At 28.0% G+C, this 22,287-nt stretch carries 20 protein-coding genes and 1 tRNA gene; 11 read left to right on the top strand and 10 right to left on the bottom strand.

Annotated elements, in window-relative coordinates; translation table 11 throughout:
* Positions 1–40 precede the first annotated feature (40 nt).
* Entirely contained in the window at positions 41–721 is a 681-nt protein-coding gene (locus ACNSOS_RS02870) for a response regulator transcription factor (protein ID WP_418185871.1), read from the top strand.
* Complete coding sequence (locus tag ACNSOS_RS02865; RefSeq protein ID WP_418185870.1) at positions 711–2,030, top strand: ATP-binding protein; 1,320 nt, start codon at positions 711–713, stop codon at positions 2,028–2,030. The genes ACNSOS_RS02870 and ACNSOS_RS02865 overlap by 11 nt, the downstream gene beginning before the upstream one ends.
* Here ACNSOS_RS02865 and ccoG read toward each other — a convergent pair.
* Positions 2,027–3,343: a cytochrome c oxidase accessory protein CcoG gene (ccoG, locus tag ACNSOS_RS02860; RefSeq protein WP_418185869.1), complete on the bottom strand. Its 1,317-nt coding sequence runs from the start codon at positions 3,341–3,343 to the stop codon at positions 2,027–2,029. The two genes, ACNSOS_RS02865 and ccoG, sit on opposite strands and share 4 nt — an antisense overlap.
* A 118-nt stretch (positions 3,344–3,461) precedes the next feature.
* Between ccoG and ACNSOS_RS02855 the strand changes: the two genes are divergently transcribed.
* The gene (locus ACNSOS_RS02855; protein WP_418185868.1) at positions 3,462–4,079 is read left to right on the top strand and encodes a hypothetical protein; all 618 of its coding nucleotides are present in this window, start codon (positions 3,462–3,464) and stop codon (positions 4,077–4,079) included.
* 32 nt (positions 4,080–4,111) lie between these two features.
* Here ACNSOS_RS02855 and ACNSOS_RS02850 read toward each other — a convergent pair whose 3' ends face one another.
* From ACNSOS_RS02850 to ACNSOS_RS02835, 4 genes are read right to left on the bottom strand one after another with little or no spacing between them, the layout of a single operon-like run.
* Positions 4,112–6,001: a glycosyl hydrolase gene (locus ACNSOS_RS02850; RefSeq protein WP_418185867.1), complete on the bottom strand. Its 1,890-nt coding sequence runs from the start codon at positions 5,999–6,001 to the stop codon at positions 4,112–4,114.
* Positions 6,001–7,236, bottom strand: a complete 1,236-nt coding sequence (locus ACNSOS_RS02845) for a glutamate-5-semialdehyde dehydrogenase (RefSeq protein ID WP_113895266.1) — start codon at positions 7,234–7,236, stop codon at positions 6,001–6,003. The genes ACNSOS_RS02850 and ACNSOS_RS02845 overlap by 1 nt, the downstream gene beginning before the upstream one ends.
* A 55-nt stretch (positions 7,237–7,291) precedes the next feature.
* The gene (thiD, locus tag ACNSOS_RS02840; RefSeq protein WP_418185866.1) at positions 7,292–8,050 is read right to left on the bottom strand and encodes a bifunctional hydroxymethylpyrimidine kinase/phosphomethylpyrimidine kinase; all 759 of its coding nucleotides are present in this window, start codon (positions 8,048–8,050) and stop codon (positions 7,292–7,294) included.
* A 2-nt stretch (positions 8,051–8,052) separates the two neighbouring features.
* On the bottom strand, positions 8,053–8,274 hold the full coding sequence (locus ACNSOS_RS02835) for an XRE family transcriptional regulator (RefSeq protein WP_113895268.1): 222 nt from the start codon (positions 8,272–8,274) through the stop codon (positions 8,053–8,055).
* 276 nt (positions 8,275–8,550) lie between these two features.
* Between ACNSOS_RS02835 and ACNSOS_RS02830 the strand changes: the two genes are divergently transcribed.
* Genes ACNSOS_RS02830 through ACNSOS_RS02820 form a run of 3 tightly spaced genes read left to right on the top strand, consistent with a single transcriptional unit; the run spans position 8,551 to position 9,704 of the window.
* Positions 8,551–8,865 (top strand): hypothetical protein, encoded by a 315-nt coding sequence (locus ACNSOS_RS02830; RefSeq protein ID WP_418185865.1) that lies wholly within the window; start codon positions 8,551–8,553, stop codon positions 8,863–8,865.
* 8 nt (positions 8,866–8,873) lie between these two features.
* A complete protein-coding gene (locus ACNSOS_RS02825) occupies positions 8,874–9,257 on the top strand; it encodes a hypothetical protein (RefSeq protein WP_418185864.1) in 384 nt (127 codons plus the stop codon).
* Positions 9,258–9,299: 42 nt separating this feature from the next.
* Positions 9,300–9,704: a hypothetical protein gene (locus ACNSOS_RS02820; protein WP_113910168.1), complete on the top strand. Its 405-nt coding sequence runs from the start codon at positions 9,300–9,302 to the stop codon at positions 9,702–9,704.
* Between the two features lie 17 nt (positions 9,705–9,721).
* Here the strand turns inward: ACNSOS_RS02820 and ACNSOS_RS02815 are convergent.
* Both ACNSOS_RS02815 and ACNSOS_RS02810 read right to left on the bottom strand, forming a co-directional pair.
* Positions 9,722–9,805 (bottom strand) — tRNA-Leu (locus ACNSOS_RS02815).
* 43 nt (positions 9,806–9,848) lie between these two features.
* Positions 9,849–10,349: a gamma carbonic anhydrase family protein gene (locus ACNSOS_RS02810; protein WP_113895271.1), complete on the bottom strand. Its 501-nt coding sequence runs from the start codon at positions 10,347–10,349 to the stop codon at positions 9,849–9,851.
* Positions 10,350–10,591: 242 nt separating this feature from the next.
* Here ACNSOS_RS02810 and ACNSOS_RS02805 point away from each other — a divergent pair, with 242 nt between their 5' ends.
* From ACNSOS_RS02805 to ACNSOS_RS02795, 3 genes are all read left to right on the top strand, one after another.
* A complete protein-coding gene (locus ACNSOS_RS02805) occupies positions 10,592–10,798 on the top strand; it encodes a hypothetical protein (protein WP_418185863.1) in 207 nt (68 codons plus the stop codon).
* A 52-nt stretch (positions 10,799–10,850) separates the two neighbouring features.
* The gene (locus ACNSOS_RS02800) at positions 10,851–12,992 is read left to right on the top strand and encodes a TonB-dependent siderophore receptor (RefSeq protein ID WP_418185862.1); all 2,142 of its coding nucleotides are present in this window, start codon (positions 10,851–10,853) and stop codon (positions 12,990–12,992) included.
* A 72-nt stretch (positions 12,993–13,064) separates the two neighbouring features.
* Complete coding sequence (locus ACNSOS_RS02795) at positions 13,065–14,690, top strand: PepSY domain-containing protein (protein WP_418185861.1); 1,626 nt, start codon at positions 13,065–13,067, stop codon at positions 14,688–14,690.
* Positions 14,691–14,719: 29 nt separating this feature from the next.
* On the opposite strand, the gene lpdA is transcribed toward ACNSOS_RS02795, so the two are convergent.
* Genes lpdA through aceE form a run of 3 tightly spaced genes read right to left on the bottom strand, consistent with a single transcriptional unit; the run spans position 14,720 to position 20,504 of the window.
* On the bottom strand, positions 14,720–16,153 hold the full coding sequence (lpdA, locus tag ACNSOS_RS02790) for a dihydrolipoyl dehydrogenase (protein WP_418185860.1): 1,434 nt from the start codon (positions 16,151–16,153) through the stop codon (positions 14,720–14,722).
* A gap of 9 nt (positions 16,154–16,162) precedes the next feature.
* Positions 16,163–17,821: a dihydrolipoyllysine-residue acetyltransferase gene (locus ACNSOS_RS02785; protein WP_418185859.1), complete on the bottom strand. Its 1,659-nt coding sequence runs from the start codon at positions 17,819–17,821 to the stop codon at positions 16,163–16,165.
* A gap of 10 nt (positions 17,822–17,831) precedes the next feature.
* On the bottom strand, positions 17,832–20,504 hold the full coding sequence (gene aceE, locus ACNSOS_RS02780) for a pyruvate dehydrogenase (acetyl-transferring), homodimeric type (RefSeq protein WP_418185858.1): 2,673 nt from the start codon (positions 20,502–20,504) through the stop codon (positions 17,832–17,834).
* 104 nt (positions 20,505–20,608) lie between these two features.
* Between aceE and ACNSOS_RS02775 the strand changes: the two genes are divergently transcribed.
* The gene (locus tag ACNSOS_RS02775) at positions 20,609–21,322 is read left to right on the top strand and encodes a lipoate--protein ligase family protein (RefSeq protein ID WP_418185857.1); all 714 of its coding nucleotides are present in this window, start codon (positions 20,609–20,611) and stop codon (positions 21,320–21,322) included.
* 6 nt (positions 21,323–21,328) lie between these two features.
* Positions 21,329–22,222, top strand: coding sequence for a lipoyl synthase (gene lipA, locus ACNSOS_RS02770; RefSeq protein ID WP_418185856.1), 894 nt, complete (start codon positions 21,329–21,331; stop codon positions 22,220–22,222).
* Positions 22,223–22,287 lie beyond the last annotated feature (65 nt).

Genomic DNA, 22,287 nt, shown 5'->3' with positions numbered 1-22,287 from the left:
AAATTTTATCATAATAATATGATATAAGATATAATTTGAAATGTTAAAAAATATAAATAAAAATATAAAAATTTTATATGTTGAAGATGATGAAATAGCAAGAGAAAATGGTGTTGAGTATTTAGAAAACTATTTTGAAACTATTTATGAAGCCTCAAATGCTATAAGTGCTCTACAAATGTATGAAAAATACAATCCAGATATTATTATAACAGATATACAAATGCCAAAAATGGATGGTTTGGAATTTATAAAAAAAATACGACAAAATGATAAACACACAAAAATTATTATTATTACAGCTTTTTGTAATCAAGAATATTTATTAAAAGCAGTTGAGTTACAGCTTATAAAATATCTTGTAAAACCTGTACAAGAAAATGAGTTTGAAGAGGCCTTATCTTTATGTATCGAGTCTTTAAGTGAAAATATAACAAATATTATAAAATTTGATGAAATAACATATTTTGATATTTTTAATAAAACTTTAGTATCAAATGGTGAAATAATAAAATTGAGAGCAAAAGAGATACTATTTTTAGATATTTTAATAAAAAATAAAACTAGATATGTAAATTATGAAGAATTAGAATCTTATATTTGGTTTGATAGTGTTATGACAAAAGATGCCTTGAAAACTTTAGTTAAGAATATTAAACATAAATTACCAAAAGATTTGATACAAAATCTTACAAATATTGGGTATAAAATTGACATTTGATATAAATATAATTTTATTTTATGGAATAACATTTGGTATTTTATTGATGACTATAGTTTATACTTTCGTTCGATATTTATACTCTAAAGAAGTATTTTATATAAGCTATTGTTTTATGCAACTTTTTTCTCTTATTTTTATTATAGCTCATAGTAAACTTTATGAAATAAGTTATTTTTATAAAGAATTATTTTTGATTCTTGCTTCTATTTCTGCACTTATTTTTGCTATAAGCTACAATGATGGAAAATTTATACCAAAGATTTCAAACTATAAAGAACTTTTTATAAACACTTTTTTATTAAATATTGTTATATTAACTTCATTTTATCACTATATATTATTTGAATATTTACCATATACTATTATTTATGCAGTTTTATTTATCTCTATAGTTTTTAATTTAAAACAAGGTTTTAAGCCCACAATGATTTATGTTTTAGGTTGGAGTGTTTTTTGTATAATTTTATTTATTTTTGATTTTAAAAACTTCTATATAAATAAGGGATATTTTGATTTAGTATTGCTTGTATTTACCTTTGAAGCAGTCCTTTTTACTGTTTCAGTTGCATATAAATATAATGACCTTAAAAAACAAAATAAAGAGTTTGAAAAGATGGTTTTACAACAATCAAAGTTTGTAAAATCAGGTGAAATGATAGCAAATATAACTCATCAATTTAGACAGCCACTAAATAATATTTCATATATTTTAATAAACCTAAAAAAGAGGTTTGAAAGCCAAAAACTAGACAAACTTTTTTTTGATAAAAAGATAAATCAAGCAAATGAACAGTTACACTTTTTGTCAAAAACAATAGATGATTTTAAAGAGTTCTATACACAAGAAAAAGAAAAAGAAGATTTTTTTGTAAAAGATGCAATAGAAAATGCTTTTACAATTTTAAGTGCAGATATAAAAAAACACAATATTAGTTTGAGTGTAGAATTTGAAGTTTATGAAGAGATAAAAGTTTATGGAGTAAAGAATGAACTTTCACAAGTTATTTTATCTTTAGTTTCAAATGCAATAGATATTTTAAAAAATAAAGAATTCCCAAAAATATATATAAAAGTTTTAGCTTCTAGTGCTGATGTGATAATAGAAATCTTTGATAATGGTGGAGGAATAAAACCAAAAAATATAAAAAAAATATTTGAACCATATTTTTCTACAAAAGAAGAAGGAACAGGAATAGGGCTTTATTTATCTCAAATTATAATTGAGGAAAGTTTTAATGGAAAATTACAAGTTCAAAATATAGAAGATGGAGCAAAATTCTCCATCTTTATAGAAAAAACTATTTAAGGTTTTGAGAAAGTTAGTTTTTTTACAGTTTTAAAATTTTTCTCTTCTGTAAATATCTCAATAAAAATAGGTATATTCTTTTCTTTAATGTATTTAAGTTCATCATTACTTTCTATAATTAATACTATTTTAGCTCTTTTGCCTGCTTCTAAAGTAGGGTTTTCAACTCTTTTTATTTTAAAATTTAATTCATCTTTTAATTTTATATTAAAAGACAATGTTTCATCTTGAGTGTTGTGAATAGTTAAAATATAGTTATTTACTATTTTTTTATCTTCTGTTATTTTGTAAAGTTCAGTTGTTTTATTGATATTTACTAAAAATTGCTCTTTTTCAAGCGAAAAGTAAAATGCCAAAAATATACAAATAAAAAGCGAAGTAAAATAAGTTATATTTTTTTTAGTAAATATAGATACTTTTTTATGGTTTAAAACTTGATTTGTACTTCCCCAGTTTATTAAAGATGGCTTTCCTAGTTTTCCCATAACTGTATTACAAGCATCACTACATTCAAGACAGTTTATACACTCAACTTGTAAACCTTTTCTAATATCAATATGAGTTGGGCAAATTTTCACACAGGCATCACAAGTTGTACACTCTTCATTATTTTTCCATTGATTGATTTTAAAAATAGATTTAGTTCCATTTTCATATATTTTTCCACCTCTATTAAAATCGTAAGTTACTTGTTTTGTATCATTGTCATATAAAACTGATTGTATTCTTGAATAAGGGCAAACATATACACAAAAATTTTCTTTCATAAAAACAATATCATAAAATAAAAATAGCGCAACACTTATAATAAAAATAATCATAAAGCTATGTTCAAATGGATCTTGTAAATAAGTAAAAAAGTCTTCAGGTGGTACAAAATATAGCATAAAGTTTGATGATATTATTAAAGTTATCATAAACCATAAAACTAAAGATATATATTTTTTAATTTTATTGTTTGTTTTTGTATAGTCTATATCTTTTTGTTTATTTTTTATTCTTCGTAAATCTAAAATAGTACTTTCTATTAAATCTCTATAAATTACTCTAAATATTGTTTGTGGACAGGCCCACCCACACCAAAATCTACCTAATATAGAAGTTAATGCAAATATTCCAATAAATAAAAACATTAATAAAAATGGCATAACATAAAGTTCATTTACATTGTAAGAAACCCCCAAAAAATGAAACTGTAACTTATCAAATGATAGTAGTAAAATATGATTTTCATTTATAGTTATAAATGGTAAAACCATAACAAATATTGTAATACAAAGATATACAATATATCTTTTTTTAGCATAAGCCATATATACTCCTTTTAAATTTTTTTTAATTTTACGAAAAAATAGTGGCTATTTGGTGGTATAAATAGTAAATTTATTTATATATATGTATAATTTATTTAAATTATTTAAGGAATAAGCAGTGAAAAAAGCACTTTATTTATCTATATTCTTATTTTTTAGTTTGAATAGTTTATTTGCTCAAACTAATAGATATGATATAAAATCAGGAATTGTTGAGTATGATATTGTAGGTGCGATGGATAATAGCACTATTACAGGAACTAGTGTACTTTATTTTAAGGACTTTGGAAAAATAGAACTTCTTGATGAAAGAATTACTTATAAAAGAGGCAATTTTGAAGATGAAGAAGAACGAAATATAAATAAAATTTCAAAAGACAAACTTTATACTGTTGATTTCAATGATGAGATGATATATTCTCAAGATTTACAAATAGATAAAGATGACCCAGTTGGAAATATTAAAAATAAAGAGAGTTTTACTCAAATGGGAGCAAAATTTTTGGGAAATGAGAATATTTTGGGATACAAGTGTGATATTTGGCAGTTAGGTGAATATAAAATTTGGATTTATAATAGCGTTCCTTTAAAACAGATAACTAAAAGTTCTGGAAGTGAACAAATGCAAATAGCAAAAAATGCAAATTTTAATATAGATATAAAAGATAATAAATTCAAGCTACCTAATTTTCCAGTTAAAGCTATAGATATTATAATATCTGAAGGCGAAGATTAAAATAGATTGAGTTTTCTCAATCTATTTTATTTTTAGATAAGAGCTTTTTTATCATTATCCTTTGTAATGGCATACATTACAATAATAAATGCTATTGCTCCTAAGAAAGTATTTGTAAGCATAGAAGCTAAAATACTCAAGAATAGTGCTACAAGAAGTAATACTCTAGTGTTTATTAAAAATGCTACTATTGAAGCTATAATTGCTGCAATTCCAATATAGTTGAAATATAGTAAATACCATATATATCCAACAAATGAACATAATATTCCACCATTTTCTTTACAACTCATACCTAAGCTGTTATTCATAATCAAACCATTTTTGAATAAAACCAGAATAACAGTTGTAAATATTATATAAATAATTGGTTTTTTTAATTCGTTAAAACTACTATTTTTAAGTGAACCTAAATAAAGAATAGCTACAAAAATAAAATTTATAATTGCTAAAATATTGCTAAAGATATTTAATGTAGTTTCACTATAAAGCATAACAAAAGTATTTAAAAGTAAAATAATTGCAAATAATCTTTCAAAATTTCCAAATTTCAATCTATCAAATTTACCAATATATGACCAGATAAATGATATTGCTAAAATTGTTAAACCATAAATTTCAAAGTTTTCATATCTTCCATTGTAAGCTAGTTTTACAGTCATAATAAATATAAAAATAGCACTTAAATAAAATGCAACTCTTGAAATAATCTCATATTGATTTTTACATACAATATGTTTTAGAAGTTGATAATAAACATATATTTGCACTCCTAAAAGTAAGATAGCCCAAATTGCTTCAAGATAATTTCTTGAAATTACAATATACTGCTCAACTTGAAGCATAAAAAGAATAGAAAATAGTGTATTTATAGCACTAAAAGTAATTATTTTTATAGTTGAAGTTTGTTCTTTTTTAAATATGAAGAAGAAACCTAAGATTAAAACTAAAGAACCAAAAGCTAAATATAAATAATTTGGAAAATTTGAAACATCTCCACTAAATACATTTTTATCTGCTCTATCTTTATCAAATATTCCCCAAAAACCTCCAACTGCTCCTTCACTTACTCTTTTCCATGGTTGGTCTATGGCTTCTATTATGTTGTATTGCCAGTTATGTTCATTTGCAAGTTTTACAAAATCTCTTATAAAAATTGCTTGGTTGATTTTACTTGGATGTGCATCAACTCTAGTTCTTCCTTCACTTGGCCAACCTGTTTCACCTATTAAAATATTTGAAGTTCCTAACTCTTTTTCAACTTCTAATCTTACATTTTTTACATGTTCTATTGAATCATGAATATTTTTTGGGTCATCTTCCCAATATGGTAAAATATGGATAGTTACAAAATCTGTAACCTCTTTAACTTTAGGATATTTAATCCAATATTCCCAAACATCAGCATAAGTTACTTGATATTGAGGAAGAGCTTCTTTTACTTCTTTTATATATTTCACGAGTTGATTTTCAGTTGCATCCCCTCTTAAAAGTACTTCATTTCCTACAATAATTGCTTTTATAACTTCTGGATATTGTGCAGCTAACTCTTTTAATTTGCTAATTTCAGCAATAGCTTGTTTCTCTTCTTTTCCTATCCAAATCCCCATTAAAACTTGCATATTTAAATCTTTTGCAACTTTTGGTATAAGTTCTTGCCCAACAGTTGAGTAAGTTCTTACACAAGAAGTATATTTTGAAAGAAGTTCCATATCTTTTCTTATATTTTCTTCTTTTAAAACCAAACCTTTATCAAATAAAAAAGGAGATTCATCTTTTCCATAAGGTGCATAAGATACACATTGAAGTTTATCAAAGCTATTTGAATCATCTTTTAAGATAGCCTTTTCACCTAAATAATGCCAGAAAAATAGTGCTATTATTGCACTACAAAATATTAAAAATAGTCTATTTGTATTCATTATTTTCTCGTTTGTCCTTGTCCGTAGATTTTATACTTAAATGTTGTTAAATCATTTATTCCCATAGGTCCTCGTGAGTGAAGTTTATTTGTAGAAATTCCAACTTCAGCACCCAAACCAAACTCTCCACCATCCGTAAATCTTGTACTTGCATTTGCATATACACAAGCTGCATCAACTTCATTTAAAAACTTATTTATTGTTGTGTAGTTTTCACTTAAAATTGATTCAGAGTGCCCAGAACCATATTTTTGTATGTGTTCTATAGCTTCATTTACATTTGATACAACTTTGATATTTAAAATATTCTCTAAATATTCTGTATAGAAGTCATTTTCTTGTGCAAAATCAACTTTTATATATTCTAAAGTTTTTGCACAACCTTTTAGTTGAGTCCCTTGTAATTTTAACTCTTCTTGAAGACCAGTTAAAATATAAGGAGCTATATCATCGTGAACTAAAATAGTTTCTATTGAATTACAAGCACTTGGTCGTTGGCATTTTGCATTTATTACAATAGATATAACTTTATTTGCATTTGCATCTTTATCTATAAATATATGGCAAACTCCCTTATCATGTTTTATTACAGGAATTGAAGAATTTTCACTAATAAATCTTATAAGTGCTTCACCACCTCTTGGAACTATCAAATCAACAAATTTATCCTCTTTTATAAGCTTTGCAACACCTTCTCGACTACTATCTGGTAGCAAAGAAATTGCTTGTTTAGGAAGATTGTTTTTTTCTAAAATATTTTGTAAAATTTTTGCTATTGCTTGATTTGAGTTTTCAGCTTCTTTTCCACCTTTTAGTACACAAACATTTCCACTTTTAAAACAAAGTGCTGCTGTATCACTTGTTACATTTGGACGACTTTCATAAATTATTCCAATAACACCAATAGGAATAGATACTTTTTGAATATTTAAATCATCTTTTGTAACCCAACCATCAAGTATTCGCCCAACTGGTTCAGTTTGAGAAGCTATTTGTCTTATTGCATTTGCCATATCAAATACTCTTTTTTCATTTAAAAGAAGTCTATCTTGCATAGCAGAACTCAAGTTATTTTCTTTCGCATTTTTCATATCTTTACTATTTTCTTCAATAATATATGAAGTGTTTTCTTGTAAAGCATTTGCCATTTGCAAAAGAACACTATTTTTAATTTCAGTGCTTAAAGTAGCTACAATACGGCTACTTTGTTTGGCTTTTTGTAAAAAATCTTGCATAAAATTTCCTAAAATTTTTATGTAAATATACTAAAATTAGACTTTGTTAAGCCTTTTAAAAATCTAATATATGGTTTATTGGTCCATTTCCTCTTCCAAAATTTGGAGCATGGTTTATAGCTTCATAAATATATTTTTTTGATAAATCTATACTATCTTTTAAGCTAAAACCTCTAGCAACTAAAGAAGCAATTGAAGCACTAAAACTACAACCTGTTCCATGTGTATTTGAAATATCAGCTTTGTGACCTATAAAAAGTTCTATATTTCCATCTTTTGTTAAAAGAACATCAGTCGTTGTTTCATCATTTTTTACTATATTTTTAAAAATAATATTTGTAGGAATATCTTTTATATTTTTAATATCTTCAATACTATCTACTCCAAAAAATAGCTTTGCTTCTAAACTATTTGGAGTAATTAATAAAGCATATTTAAACATAGATTTTAGTCTATTTATGGCTTCATCATCAATAAGTTTTGAACCAGCTCTTGAAATAGCAACGGGGTCTAATATTATAGGAATATCTAAATCTTTAATAGCATTAAAAACTTCTAAAATAAGCTCTTTTGAACTCAGCATTCCTATTTTTATACAATCAACTTTAAAATCCTCTATTACTGCATTTATCTGTTCTACTACAAATTTTGGTTCTAAAACTACTGCATTTGATACACCTAAAGTATTTTGCACAGTTATTGCTGTAATTGCAGTTGTCATAAAAACTTTATGATAAAACCCACTTTTTATATCAGCTTGAATTCCTGCACCACCACTGCTATCACTCCCCGCTATACTTAAAACTACTTTCATTTTTACTCCTTACAAACTCCACTATCTTTTAAAATATCTTTCATTTTTTGATATTTCAAATTTTCAATATAGAGATTTAACCATGATTTAACCCAGTAAGGAATAGCCCGATTGTTATTCCCCCATGTGTTCACACTTTGATACTTTAATCCAACAAAAGATGCAAAACTTTTTTTTGAAAAGTTTGCATTTTTTAAAAGCTTTTTAAACTCTTCTTTATCCATTTTCTTCCAAATAATAAAATATACAAAAGTATATCATAATAATTTAAAAAATATATAAAAGTATATTTATTTTAAGTTTATTATAATATATAAAAGGCTAGAATATATATTATTTTAAAAGGAGATAAAATGCTTATAAAAGCTTTTTTAGCAAGTGGAAGATTTACTTTTATCAAAGTTATGGGATTTGAAGATTTAAAAAAAGTTGCAAGTGCTTATAATAGATGGGAATATGTATCTTAATATGATAAAATATCCAAAATTTTAGGATAGACTATGGGAATAAAAGATATTTTACAAAATAAGTCGAAAGAACTTGTGAATATAGCAAGTGAAAATGTAACAAAGGCTTTTGATTATCCAAAGATTAAAAGTAATCAGTTAAAAGATATGGTAAATTTAAAAATCAGAAAAAAAGCGATTATTGCAACAAAAGCTAGATTAGTTGAAAATGGAAAAACTATAAATGATTTTAGCGATGATGATTTGGAAATAATCATTGCAGATGAAGAGAGAAAAATAGTTGATGATTTAAAAACGAAATCACTTGTTGTTGCCTTGGCTGCTTTAGGAATAAACTTTTTTGTATAGGTTAAAATATGTTTAAACAAGTAAAATCAGCTGTTTTTTGGTATTACTTATATAAATTTAGAAAAAGAGCAATTTTGATATTTTTTCTTCTTTTGGTTGCCTTGTTTTCTGGACTTATTTATGGTGATGTTGTTGAGTATTTGAAACTTACACAAAATATTGAATATTTGAAGTATGTACTTTTTGCAAAATGGCTCATAATACTTTTTAATATTTTATTTTCTATATATTTAATTTTAAGTTTGTTTAAAAAAGATGTTGAAGTAAAAGAAAAAGAAGTAAAAAAAGAACAAAAAATACCACAAGAAGAAAAATTTACTCCAAGAGAAAAAGAACTTTTACATAAAAAAAAGCTAAAAACAAAAGCTGATGTATTGTTAAATAATCAATAGATTTTAATTTATAAAAGATATATGAATAAAAAAGGTGGTTATATGGCTATTTTTGCTTTGCAATCAATAGCAGGGGGATTTTTAGATGAAGATTTACAACATTTCAATAAAAAATTTGATGATTGGTGTATTTCATTTGAAAGCTATGAAGAAGCGATGGATATTGTACAAACTCTTGAAGAACCAGAAAATATTGATATAGTTGAGATCACCCCTTTGAGTTATCCAAAATATTTTTTTTCACAACTTCAAGGAACTATTTATGTAACAAAACAAATAGAAGATAAAATCATTTGTGTAGTTGAACCATCAATTGGTTCAAATTTTAGAATTGCAATATGTGATTTGAAAACAAGAAGTGTGAGATTAACAAAGACTTTATATAAAAATATCCCTAGTATTGAAAATGCTTTTGCTAATTTTAAATTGATAGAAACATATATATAAATAATCAGAAATATTTATGGTGCGGCTGACGAGACTTGAACTCGTACAGCTGTTGCCACTACCACCTCAAGATAGCGTGTCTACCGTTCCACCACAGCCGCACAGAAAAAATAGATTGGAATTATATCTATTTTTTCTTAAAGCCTATCTATATTCGTTTTTATACTCTACATAATGCAGAGCATGATTTATTAAACCTTGAACTTCTTCTTGGCTTAATTCTCTTACAACTTTAGCAGGACTTCCCATAATCATACTTCTTGGTGGAAATTTTTTCCCAGCAGTCACAAGTGAATTTGCTCCTACGATACTTCCTTCTCCTATAACTGCTCCATCTAAAATAGTTGCACTCATTCCTATTAAACAATTATTTTCTATTTTACATCCATGAAGCATTACCTTATGTCCAATTGTAACATTGTCCCCAATAATTGTTTTTGTATTTGTATCTGTATGAATACATGATAAATCTTGAATATTTGTATTTTTACCTATTTTTACTTCATTTACATCTGAACGAATAACACATCCAAACCAAACAGAACTATCTTCATCTATTTCTATATTTCCTATCAAATCAGCACTTGGTGCTATCCAAGCAGATGGATGAATCTTTGGATAAAACTCTTTAAATTTTAATATCATATAAAATCTCCTTATAAACTTGATATTGTATTCAAAATAAGTAGCAAAAATAAAGCAAAAAGAGTATCAAATACAATTTAGAAATTAAAAGTTCTGAAGTTATAATTCGTAAAAAATGTTACCAAGAGTAACTCCAACTAACAAATTTGAAAATTCTTTTGTAAAAATTGTCCATTTTTTTCATTTAAATCGTCTTACTATATAGAGAAACAAATTCTCAAAATTAATACAAAGGATTAAAGATGAAAAATAGAATTTTCATTTCAGTATTAACATCAATGATGTTAAGTGGAACAATGTTAAATGCAAAAGAGATAAGTTTGCAAGAAGCAGTAGAGAATATAGTAAAGAAATATAATGTAACATATATTTCAAAAGCTAATAACTTGAAAGATAAAAGTATAAACTCAGAAAAAGTGAGTTTCGGGGGGGGGTACGGTATTAAGTAATCTAAATAGTGTATTAGAAGAACATAATCTCGAAGCTATACAAGAAAATGATGTGATATATATAATAGAAAATTCCCAATCCTCATATAAAAAAGTAGGTAAAACTTATATCTTAGATGAAATTTCTGTAAAAGATAATAAAGAAAATAGCTACACAAGAACTCAAGACAATTCTGCAACTGGTATGAATTTATCACTTAAAGAAACTCCACAATCAGTTTCAGTAATCACTAAAAAAAGAATGGAAGAACAACAATTAAATAATTTAATAGATGTTATGAAAAATACTACAGGAGTATGGGCAACTTCACAATCAGGAAATACTGGTTGGACAGAATTTTATTCTCGTGGGTATCAAATTAAGAATTTTCAAGTTGATGGTTCAAAAAGCAGTTTTTTTGATACAGATAAAACGGGACTTGAAAATATTGATACAGCATTATATGATTCTGTTTCAGTAGTTCGAGGAGCAACTGGACTTTTAACAGGTGCTGGAGATCCTAGTGGAAGTATCAATTTAGTACGAAAAAAACCAACAAAAGATTTTCAAGCCTCTTTGGAAGCTCAAACAGGAAGATGGGATAAATATAGAGGTGTTGTAGATATTGGTGGTGGATTTAATGAAGATGATTCAATTCGTGGAAGATTTATAGCACTACATAATCAAGGTGGATTTTGGCATCCATTACTAGATAGACAAAATAGTACTTTATATGGTGTGATAGAAGCTGATTTAGGAGATTCAACTACAATATCAGGTTCTTGGGAAAGAACAGAAACAAAGCATAATGGTTCTGCTCATAGTATTTCTCCTTCACAATTTGTTTATGATGAAAATTATAAAGTCCATTTATCAAATTTTGATAAATATACTTGGATTAGACCAGAATGGTCAAGATATAAACAAGTTAGAGATAATTATACTTTGGATTTAAATCATCATATTAATGATTCTTGGAAGATAGATGCTACATATAACTATACGGAAGATGATATAGAAATAAAAGATGCACGTTGTCGTACTTACTTTCGTACAGATGGTACTTGTACTGGTACACCATATTGGGGTTCTCCAATTGAATATCTTACAAAATCTCATTCATTTGATGTAAAACTAAATGGTAATTTTGAATTATGGGGACAAACTCATGATTTAGTAGTAGGATTTAATGGAGAAAAAAGTAAGCTAAATAGTAAATATTATCCCCAAATAGGTGCATTACAAGATATGGGGATTATAAATAATAAATGGGTAGTAATTGAACCAACTAAGTTTGGTAATGCAGTACCATATTATGATACACGTAATGAACAATATGGTGGATTTATATCAACTAAATTAAATTTTACAGATGATTTATCTGCAATTTTAGGTGGTAGATATAGTAAATGGGAAACAAAAAGCCCTGGTGATGATAGAAAATTTGATAATTTTTTACCATATGTAGCTTTAAGTTATGATCTTACAGAAAATCTTACAACTTATGCAAGCTATACAGAGATTTTTAACCCACAAAATGCAAAAGATAGAAGTGGTAAATTACTTGATCCAGAAACAGGATTTAACTATGAAGTTGGTCTAAAAGGTGAATGGTTTGATGGAAGACTAAACTCTAGTATTGCACTTTTTCAATCAGGTAAAGATGGTTTAGCTATTCAAGATAAAGATGAAACAACAGGAAAATGCTATTTACTTCCAGATGCTACATCTGAATGGGATTGTGCTTATAAATCTTTAGATGATACAAAAAACAAAGGTTGGGAGTTTGAAATTGCAGGAGAGATTACTCCGAATTGGCATGCTCAATTTGGTTTCTCTTCATCAATTCTTAAAGATAGTGATGGAAAAAGATTAAATAGTACAACTATGCCTATAAGAACAGCAAATCTATTTACAGCTTATCAAGCTACACCACAATTAAAAGTAGGTGGTGGTTTAAGATGGCAAAGTGAAACTTGGGATGACAAATTGAAAGATAGATTTATTAGCGTAGGTCATTCTGAAATGGTGGGGGAAGCTACACAGAAAGATTATTATGTAGTTGATTTGATGGCAAACTATGAGTTTGATAAAGACTTAAGTTTATTGGTAAATATCAAAAATGCTTTAAATAAAGAATACAAAAATAGTTTTGGTGATTATAACTATGGAGAAGAAAGAAATTGGATGGCTACTTTGAAATATAAGTTTTAAAGCATCTTATTAAACCTACGATTTTTTATAAATCGTAGGTTGTGACTTACAATTTAAAGGAATAAAATAAATATGAATATAAAAATATCATGTAATGAAGAGAAATTAAAAGAAGAAGAAAATAAAGAGAATAGTAAACTTTTAAAACAAAGATTACAAAGAGTACATGTAGTAATAGGAATATGGTTTTCAGTATTTATGTATATAGCTTTGTTTTTTGGAATATTTGCAATATTCTTGCCTTATATAGCAAATTGGGAAAGACCATCTAATCATAAAAAAATAGTAAATATAGAAAATATAGATTTTGATAAAACTATACAAAAAGTTTTAGATGATAAGGAGTATCCTAAATATAATACTATTTTTGTAAACTTACCAAATAAATCTCCAAATTTAACTATATCTACTCAATTTATGGAAAGAAAAGTTTTTAATCCAAATACAAATGAAGAAGTAGAAAAAGTAAAGGAAGAATCAAATCTAGCTTGGTTCTTAAATGGTATGCACTATGGAGCACCTTTATATAAAATCTATATGACACAAGTTTTTGGCTTTGTTGCACTTGCAGGAATATTTTTAATTATTGGTGGATTGATACAAGTAAGTATTATAAAATATCAAAATGGTGGGAAAAGTGTATCAAGTAAATTTTCAAATTGGCATAGAAAAATATTTATTTGGTTGTTTTTACCTTTTTTACTTATTGTTTGGAGTGGAGCAAACTTAAATGTTCCTATGCATTATGTTAAACAATCCTCTTTTATGACTTATGTAGTTTCTAAAGGAGAATTTAGTGACTATTGGGAATATAAAGAGCATCTCAAAGAGTTAAAAAACCCAAAAAAAGAAGAAGTAAAAATAAGTGGAATAGAAGCTTCAATGTTAAGTTTAAATGAACTTACAAATAAAGCTTTACAAATCAATAAAGATATAGATTTTAAATGGATAAGATTAGAAAATTGGGAAGATAAAGATGCAAAAATAACATTTAGAGGACATAATCAATATGTACCATTTTTAAAAGATGAACAAACTTTTCCAAGTATTACTTTAAGTGCTGTTGATGGAAGTTTGATAGAAGAGAATTTATTTGAAAATAGACATTATAGTTTTATAATATCTGATAGTATACATTATTTGCATATACTTGTTAATCATGGAATTTGGTTGAGATTGTTTGTATTTGTAACTATGCTTTTGTGTACTTTAGCTGTTGGATTTGGAGTATTGCTATATTTAGAAAAGCAAGCAAGAAAATTTCCAACTACAACTCCTGTATATAACTGGGTTTCAAAGTTTTGTTTAGCTGGAATGGTTGGAGTTATTCCTGCAACTGCACTTTTATTTTTCTTACAATGGATACTTCCATTTGATATGGAAGATAGAGTAGCTATTCAACATGGACTTTTTGCAACTTTTTGGATAGGAACTTTGACTTATTCGTTTTATAGATTAAACTCTTATCAAACAGCTAAAGAATTTTTATATCTTGGTGGAGTATTGTTTGCTTTAAGTCCAATCATTCATTTTATATTTAGTGGATTTAGTCCTATTAGACTTTGGAATGAAGAGATATATACAGTTTTAGCTGTTGATATAGGATTGTTTGTTTTTGGATTGATATTACTTTATGTGGCTAAGAAGTTACCAACGGATAGACAAAAGATTCAAGAGTTTTGGAGTAAAAGATTGTAAAATCAAATCTTACAATTTGTAAAGAGAAATTATTTTCTCTTTACAGCTTTTGCGTTTGGTAAGTCTGTGATTGTTCCTTCGAAAATCTCAGCAGCCATACCAATAGACTCGTGAAGTGTTGGGTGAGCATGAATTGTAAGGCCAATATCTTCTGCATCACAATCCATTTCAAGTGCTAAAGAGATTTCTCCTAAAAGTTCTCCTGCATTTTCTCCTACGATTGCCCCACCAATTAGTTGATGTGTATCTTTATCAAAAATTAGTTTTGTAAGACCTGTAGTTGAAACATCACTTGCTAGTGCTCTACCGCTTGCACTCCAAGGGAAAGTTGAAATTTCATAGTTTATTCCAGCTTTTTTAGCTTCAATTTCTGTCATTCCAGCCCAAGCAATCTCTGGGAAAGTATATGCAATAGATGGAATTTGTTTTGGTTCAAAGAATACTTTGTGACCTGCAATAACTTCAGCAGCTACATGACCTTCATGAACAGCTTTATGTGCAAGCATTGGTTGTCCTATTATATCTCCAATAGCAAATATATGAGATACTTTTGTTCGCAGTTGATTATCAACTTTGATTAAACCTTGCTCATTTACTTCTATATTTGTATTCTCAAGTCCGATTTTATTTCCATTTGCACTTCTTCCAAGGGCAACTAAAACAGCATCATATAAAACTCCTTCTTTTGGAGCATTTTCACCTTTAAACTCTACATAAATTCCTTCATTTTTTGGAATGATACTTTGAGTTTGAGTTTTATACATGATATTAAATCTACTGCTATTTGCTTTTGTATAAAGTTTTATCAAATCAGCATCTGTTCCAGTCATAAGTTGATCACCACGAATTGCAACATCAACTTGGCTTCCTAAAGTTGAGTAAACCGTACCCATCTCAAGACCAATTATCCCACCACCAAGAATTAAAAGTTTTTTTGGTACTTCTTTTACTTCAAGTGCATCTGTTGAATCCCAAACTCTTGGATCTTCATGTGGAATAAATGACATTTTAGAACTTTGACTACCAGCTGCAATAATACAATACTCAAAAGTGATTTTTGTTTTTTCATCACTATTTGTAAGAGCTACTTCAACACTATGTTCATCTAAAAATTTTGCATATCCTTGAACATGGTTTACTTTTCTCATTTTAGCCATTGCATCTAAACCACCAGTTAGTTTTTTTACAACTCCACTTTTATATTCTGCAACTTTCTTTATATCTATTTTTGGTTCTTCAAAAAATATACCAGCTTTTTCTATATGTTTTGCTTCTTCTACAACTTTTGCAACGTGAAGTAGGGCTTTTGAAGGGATACAACCAACATTTAAGCAAACTCCACCTAAAGTTGAGTATCTCTCAACTATAGTTGTTTCTAGTCCTAAATCAGCACATCTAAAAGCAGCTGAATATCCTCCAGGTCCTGCTCCGATTACTAAAACTTGAGTTTTTATTTCTGTCATTTTAGCTCCTTATAGACTTAACAGTCTAATATCACTTAAAAGTTGTGATACTGTTGTAGTAAATCTAGCACCATCTGCACCATCAATTACTTTGTGATCATAAGATAGACTTAATGGTAAAATCAATTTTGGTTTAAACTCTTTCCCATCATAAATTGGTTTAATAGAAGATTTTGAAACACCTAAAATTGCAACTTCAGGGGCATTTATAATTGGAGTAAAGTATGTTCCACCAATTCCACCAAGGCTTGAAATAGTAAAGCAACCACCACTCATATCAGCACTAGTTAATTTCCCATCTCTTGCTTTTTTAGAAAGTTCAGCTAATTCAATAGCTATATCTTTAAAACCTTTTTTATCAACATCTTTTATTACTGGAACTAATAAACCATTTGGTGTATCAACAGCAACTCCGATATTGAAGTATTTTTTCATAATCAATTCTTGCCCATCACTACTTAAACTTGAGTTGAATTTTGGATGAATTTCTAAAGCTTTTTGAACAGCTTTGATGATAAATACTAAAGGAGATAGTTTAAAATCAACAGCTTTTGCATTTTGTGATTTTCTAAACTCTTCAAGTTCTGTAATATCAGTTTCATCAAATTGTGTAACATGAGGCATAGATAGATAGTTTTTATGTAAAAATGGTCCAGAAACCTTTTGAACACGGCTAAGTTCAACTCTTTCAACTTTACCAAATACAGAGAAATCTATCTCTTTTGATTCTGGTAAATTAAATCCAAAACCAATACTTGAAGCAGATGCAGGTTTGTTTAGTTGTTCTTTTACATAAGCTTTGATGTCATCTTTTAAGATTCTTCCTTTTTCACCACTTCCTTTTACAAATCCTAAATCAACGCCAAACTCTCTTGCTACTTTTCTAACAGATGGTGAAGCATAAACTTTTGTAGCTTTTTTAGATAAAACTTTACTATCTTCTTTTTCTATGCTAATAGCAGCAACTTCTTGAATTGTAGGAGTTGAACTTGTAGCTTTTTCAACTTTTGTAGGAGTTGAGTTTGCTGCAAATGCTGGAGTTGGAACTTTGTCTTCAACAACAACAGTTTTTATAACTTTTGCTATTAAATCTCCACCATTTATTTTTTGTCCTTTTTCTACAAAAATCTCAATAACTTCTCCACCAAATGGTGCTGGAACATCCATAGAAGCTTTTTCAGTTTCAAGAGTGATGATACTATAATCTTTTACTATAATATCTCCAACATGAATCATAATTTCTATTAAATCAACATCTTTTTCTGCACCTAAATCAGGCACTCTCACTTCTTCAACAACTGATTTTATAGTTTGTTCTTTTACAAATTGTGTTGGAGTTTGAACAGCTACAGCTTCAACTTTAGGTTCTTCAACTTTTACAGCAGGAGAAACAGTTTCAGCTTTTGGTTCATCAGCAACTGAATCATCTTCTACTTCAACTCTAGCTATTAAGTCACCACTATTTGCTTTATCACCAACTTTTACTAAAATCTCTTTAATAATTCCTGCATGAGTTGTAGGAACATCCATAGAAGCTTTTTCAGTTTCAAGAGTTATAAGTCCATCTTCAACTTCTACTTTATCTCCAACTTTAACCATAATATCGATTAAATCAACATCTTTATCAGCACCTAAATCAGGAATAAAAATATCATAAACTTTTGCCATTGTTTACTCCTTAAGCATTTCTTGGAGAGATTCTATTTGAATCAATCTCATATTTTTTCATAGCTTCAAGAGCAACTTTTTTATCTAATTTTCCAGCTTTTGAAAGTTGTGCTAAAGTTGTGTAAACAATAAAGTTTGTATCAACTTCAAAGAATTTTCTCAAATTCGCTCTGCTATCACTTCTACCAAAACCATCAGTTCCTAAAGCTTTGAAACTTCCTTTTACATAAGGTCTTAATTGTTCTGAATATGCTTTCATATAATCTGTTGCACTAATAACAATATTGTCATCATTGCTTCCTAAAACTTTTTCTATATAAGGAATTTTTGCTTCTTTATCTAAATTTAAAAGATTTTCTCTTTCTGTATCTTGAGCTTCTCTTGTTAATTCATTGTATGAAGTAACAGAGTAAATATCTACTTTAATATCATATTCACTTGCCAAAATTTCTGCTGCTCTTATAGCTTCTTGGAAAATAGTTCCTGAACCTAAAAGTTTAACTTTGAAATCATTTTTTGCTTCAAAAGTTTTTACTTTATAAATTCCTTTGATAATTCCTTCTTCTGCACCTTCAGGCATTGCTGGTTGTACATAGTTTTGATTTAAAGTTGTGATATAGTAGAAAATATCTTCTTGGTTTTCTCCATACATTCTTTCAACACCATCTTTTACAATAACAGCAACTTCATATCCATAAGTTGGGTCATATGATATACAATTTGGAACAGTATTTGCTAAAATATGTGAGTGTCCATCTTCGTGTTGTAGTCCTTCACCATTTAGTGTTGTTCTTCCTGAAGTTCCTCCAACTAAGAATCCTCTTGCTTTTTGATCTCCAGCTGCCCAACATAAATCTCCAGTTCTTTGGAATCCAAACATTGAGTAGAAAATATAAAATGGAATCATAGGATAATCATTTACTGAATATGATGTTGCCGCTGCTATCCAAGAACTCATAGCTCCAAGTTCATTAATCCCTTCTTGTAAAACTTGACCTTTAATATCTTCTTTATAAAATGCAACTTGGTCTTTATCTTGAGGAATATACTTTTGTCCAGCACTTGAATAAATTCCATATTGTCTAAACATACCTTCCATACCGAAAGTTCTAGCTTCATCTGGAACTATTGGAACTATTTGTTTACCAATATTTTTATCTTTTAATAAAACATTTAAAACTCTTACAAATGCCATAGTTGTAGAGATTTCTCTATCTCCACTACCTGCAAGAATACTTTCAAAATCACTTAAAGCAGGAATTTGCATTTTATTTGTGAATTTTTCTAATCTTTGAGGTACAAATCCACCTAGAGCAGCTCTTTTTTCTTTTAAGTATTGAACTTCAGGTGAACTTTCTTCTGGTTTATAGTATGAATATGATTCAACAGCTTCATCACTGATTGGTAAATCAAATCTATCTCTAAATGCTTTTAGATGATTTACATCTACTTTTTTTACTTGGTGAGCGATATTCATACCTTCAGCAGCACTTCCCATTCCATAACCTTTTACAGTTTTTGCTAAGATTACAGTTGGTCTTCCTGTTGTTTCAGTTGCTCTTTTAAATGCAGCATAAACTTTAACAGGGTCATGTCCACCACGATTAAGTTTCCAAATATCATTGTCACTTAAATTTTCAACTAATTTTGCAGTTTCAGGGAATTTATTAAAGAAATTCTCTCTTGTATATGCTCCACCTTTTTGTTTGAAGTTTTGGTACTCTCCATCAACTGTTTGTTCCATTAGTTCAAGAAGTTTTCCTGATGTATCTTTCTCAAGTAAACTATCCCATAGTCCACCCCAAATAACTTTTAGAACTTCCCATCCAGCTCCTCTAAATTCACCTTCAAGTTCTTGGATAATTTTTCCATTTCCCCTTACTGGTCCATCAAGTCTTTGTAAGTTACAATTTATAACAAAGATTAAGTTATCTAAACCTTCACGTGCAGCCATTCCAATAGCTCCAAGAGATTCAGGCTCATCACACTCACCATCTCCCATAAAGCAATATACTTTTTGTGCACTACAATCTTTTATTCCTCTATTTGTAAGGTATTTTAAAAATCTTGCTTGATAGATTGCTTGTAATGGTCCAAGTCCCATAGAAACTGTTGGGAATTGCCAATAAGAAGGCATTAATTTTGGGTGTGGATATGAAGATAATCCATCATTAAATGCTTCTTGTCTAAAGTTATCCATTTGATTTTCAGTGAATCTTCCCTCTAAGAAACTTCTTGCATATATACCAGGGCTTATATGACCTTGAAAAAATATTAAATCTCCACCATCTTTTTCATTTGGTGCTCTAAAAAAGTGGTTAAAAGCAACATCATAAAGTGTAGCAGATGATTGGAAAGATGCAATATGCCCTCCAAGTTCTAAACCTTTATTTGAAGCTCTTTGTACCATTATTTGTGCATTCCATCTAATAATAGATCTTATTTTTCTCTCCAAATCCATATTAGCTGGCATTTTAGGTTCTTCATTAGTTGGAATTGTATTAATATAAGCAGTTGTAGAATTATATGGTAAATGTGCACCACTTCTTCTTGATTTATCAATTAATTTCTCCAATAAAAAGTGAGCTCTCTCAACACCTTCTTCTTCAATAATAGCTTCTAAAGCTTCCATCCACTCTTGCGTTTCAAGTGGGTTAATGTCTTCTAATTGTTTTTTAGGCATAAATATCCTTTATAAAAGTTTTCTTAATTTTTAAAATTAATTTGCAATTTTAATCTATTATAAATTATAATTCACTTATATAAATTTTTTTAGGATAAATATAAATGATATTCAATAATAAATTTAGATTGATTATATCACATAATCTTAGTGCAAAGGTTAATTCAAATATAGATAATGCACTATTTAAAAACTTTAAAGATAATGATTTACCAATTTTAAGAATATATTCTTGGCAAGATTCTGTTACCTTTGGTGCAGGGCAAGACCCACAAGATTATAAAAATTTGATAGAAGATTATAAAAACAATTATTCAAAAAGGATAACTGGCGGTGGAGTTTTATTTCATGGGCATGATATTTCATACTCTTTGATAGTTCCATCAAAAATGATTGAAGATAAAAATGTAAAAGAAACTTATGAATTGATATGTAAGTTTGTACTTGCTTTTTATGAAAATTTAGATTTTAAAGTAGCTTTTGCAAAAGATATAAAAGAGATAACTTTAAGTAAAAGTAATTTCTGTCAAGTAGGCTTTGAAGCTTATGATATCATAATTGATGGGCAAAAAATAGGTGGAAATGCACAAAAAAGAGCAAAGAAAGTAATCTTTCAACATGGTTCTATTCCCATAAAAAATGTAAAAAATGACAAAAAATATGGTAGTAGTTTGGAAAGTTTTGGTGTAAAATTAGATTTTAAAGAAGCAATAGAAAAATTAAAAACAGCATTTACTAAAACATTTAACTCGGAATTTACAAATTCTGAATTAAATGAGGATGAATTAAAAATATATAATGAATTATGTAAGGAATAAACTATTATGACACAACAAATGAATTTTAAGCAATCAGCAAATTTTAAAAAACCAGAATGGTTAAGAAAAAAATTAACTCCACATACACAAGTAGAAATGGAAAATCTACTTAAAGATGTTGGTGGACTTCATACTATTTGTCAAGAGGCAAAATGCCCAAATATAAGTGAATGTTTTGCAAATAAAAATGCAACTTTTTTAATTTTAGGAAATATTTGCACAAGAAGATGTACTTACTGTAATGTTACAACAGGACGACCAACTGAAGTTGATTTAAATGAAATACAAAAAGTTACAACTTCAGTTTTAAGACTTGGGCTTAAATTTGTAGTTATTACAAGTCCAGCAAGAGATGATTTACCAGATGGTGGAGCAGAGCAGTTTTTTAGAGTAACACAAGATATTTTGGAAAAATCACCAAACACAAAAGTTGAGATTTTAATTCCTGATTTTAAAGGTAAAGAAGAGAGTCTTAAAAGAGCTATAGAATCAGGTGCTACAATCATCGGACATAATGTAGAAACAGTTCCAAGTCTATATAGAATAAGAAGAAATGGAACTTATGAAAGAAGTTTGGAAGTATTAAAAAAATTGAAAGAACTAGGTGGCGATAAAGTTAAGACAAAAAGTGCTTTGATGGTAGGACTTGGAGAAACAGAAGAAGAAATGGTTCAAGTATTTAAAGATTTATTAAATGTTGGTTGTAAATTTTTAAGTATAGGACAATATCTTGCTCCTAGTGGAGATTTTGAAAAAGTTATAGAGTATGTAAAACCTGAACAGTTTTTAAGATATGAAAAACTAGCTTATGATTTAGGTTTTGAGTTTGTAAAAGCAAGTCCTTATGCTAGAAGTTCTTATATGGCCCATCACTACTTGAATATGGCTTCGGCTTTGTAATTAATAATAATTTACAAAATATTATAATATAATCCCAACTCATTAAGTAATTTAAAAATTAATGA

The organism is Aliarcobacter vitoriensis, assembly GCF_048320235.1.
GTDB classification, from domain to species: Bacteria; Campylobacterota; Campylobacteria; order Campylobacterales; family Arcobacteraceae; genus Aliarcobacter; species Aliarcobacter vitoriensis.
Note: the sequence above shows the minus strand (reverse complement) of the source record. Positions and strands in the feature narration are given on the sequence as shown.

Coding starts and splice junctions, on each gene's coding strand:
- ACNSOS_RS02805 (WP_418185863.1), top strand. CDS start 10,592: ATGAAAAATAGAATTTTCATTTCAGTATTAACATCAATGATGTTAAGT.
- ACNSOS_RS02850 (WP_418185867.1), bottom strand. CDS start 6,001: ATGAATACAAATAGACTATTTTTAATATTTTGTAGTGCAATAATAGCA.
- ACNSOS_RS02845 (WP_113895266.1), bottom strand. CDS start 7,236: ATGCAAGATTTTTTACAAAAAGCCAAACAAAGTAGCCGTATTGTAGCT.
- lipA (WP_418185856.1), top strand. CDS start 21,329: ATGACACAACAAATGAATTTTAAGCAATCAGCAAATTTTAAAAAACCA.
- ACNSOS_RS02785 (WP_418185859.1), bottom strand. CDS start 17,821: ATGGCAAAAGTTTATGATATTTTTATTCCTGATTTAGGTGCTGATAAA.
- aceE (WP_418185858.1), bottom strand. CDS start 20,504: ATGCCTAAAAAACAATTAGAAGACATTAACCCACTTGAAACGCAAGAG.
- ACNSOS_RS02810 (WP_113895271.1), bottom strand. CDS start 10,349: ATGATATTAAAATTTAAAGAGTTTTATCCAAAGATTCATCCATCTGCT.
- ccoG (WP_418185869.1), bottom strand. CDS start 3,343: ATGGCTTATGCTAAAAAAAGATATATTGTATATCTTTGTATTACAATA.
- ACNSOS_RS02795 (WP_418185861.1), top strand. CDS start 13,065: ATGAATATAAAAATATCATGTAATGAAGAGAAATTAAAAGAAGAAGAA.
- ACNSOS_RS02830 (WP_418185865.1), top strand. CDS start 8,551: ATGGGAATAAAAGATATTTTACAAAATAAGTCGAAAGAACTTGTGAAT.
- ACNSOS_RS02870 (WP_418185871.1), top strand. CDS start 41: ATGTTAAAAAATATAAATAAAAATATAAAAATTTTATATGTTGAAGAT.
- ACNSOS_RS02775 (WP_418185857.1), top strand. CDS start 20,609: ATGATATTCAATAATAAATTTAGATTGATTATATCACATAATCTTAGT.
- ACNSOS_RS02820 (WP_113910168.1), top strand. CDS start 9,300: ATGGCTATTTTTGCTTTGCAATCAATAGCAGGGGGATTTTTAGATGAA.
- lpdA (WP_418185860.1), bottom strand. CDS start 16,153: ATGACAGAAATAAAAACTCAAGTTTTAGTAATCGGAGCAGGACCTGGA.
- ACNSOS_RS02835 (WP_113895268.1), bottom strand. CDS start 8,274: ATGGATAAAGAAGAGTTTAAAAAGCTTTTAAAAAATGCAAACTTTTCA.
- ACNSOS_RS02825 (WP_418185864.1), top strand. CDS start 8,874: ATGTTTAAACAAGTAAAATCAGCTGTTTTTTGGTATTACTTATATAAA.
- thiD (WP_418185866.1), bottom strand. CDS start 8,050: ATGAAAGTAGTTTTAAGTATAGCGGGGAGTGATAGCAGTGGTGGTGCA.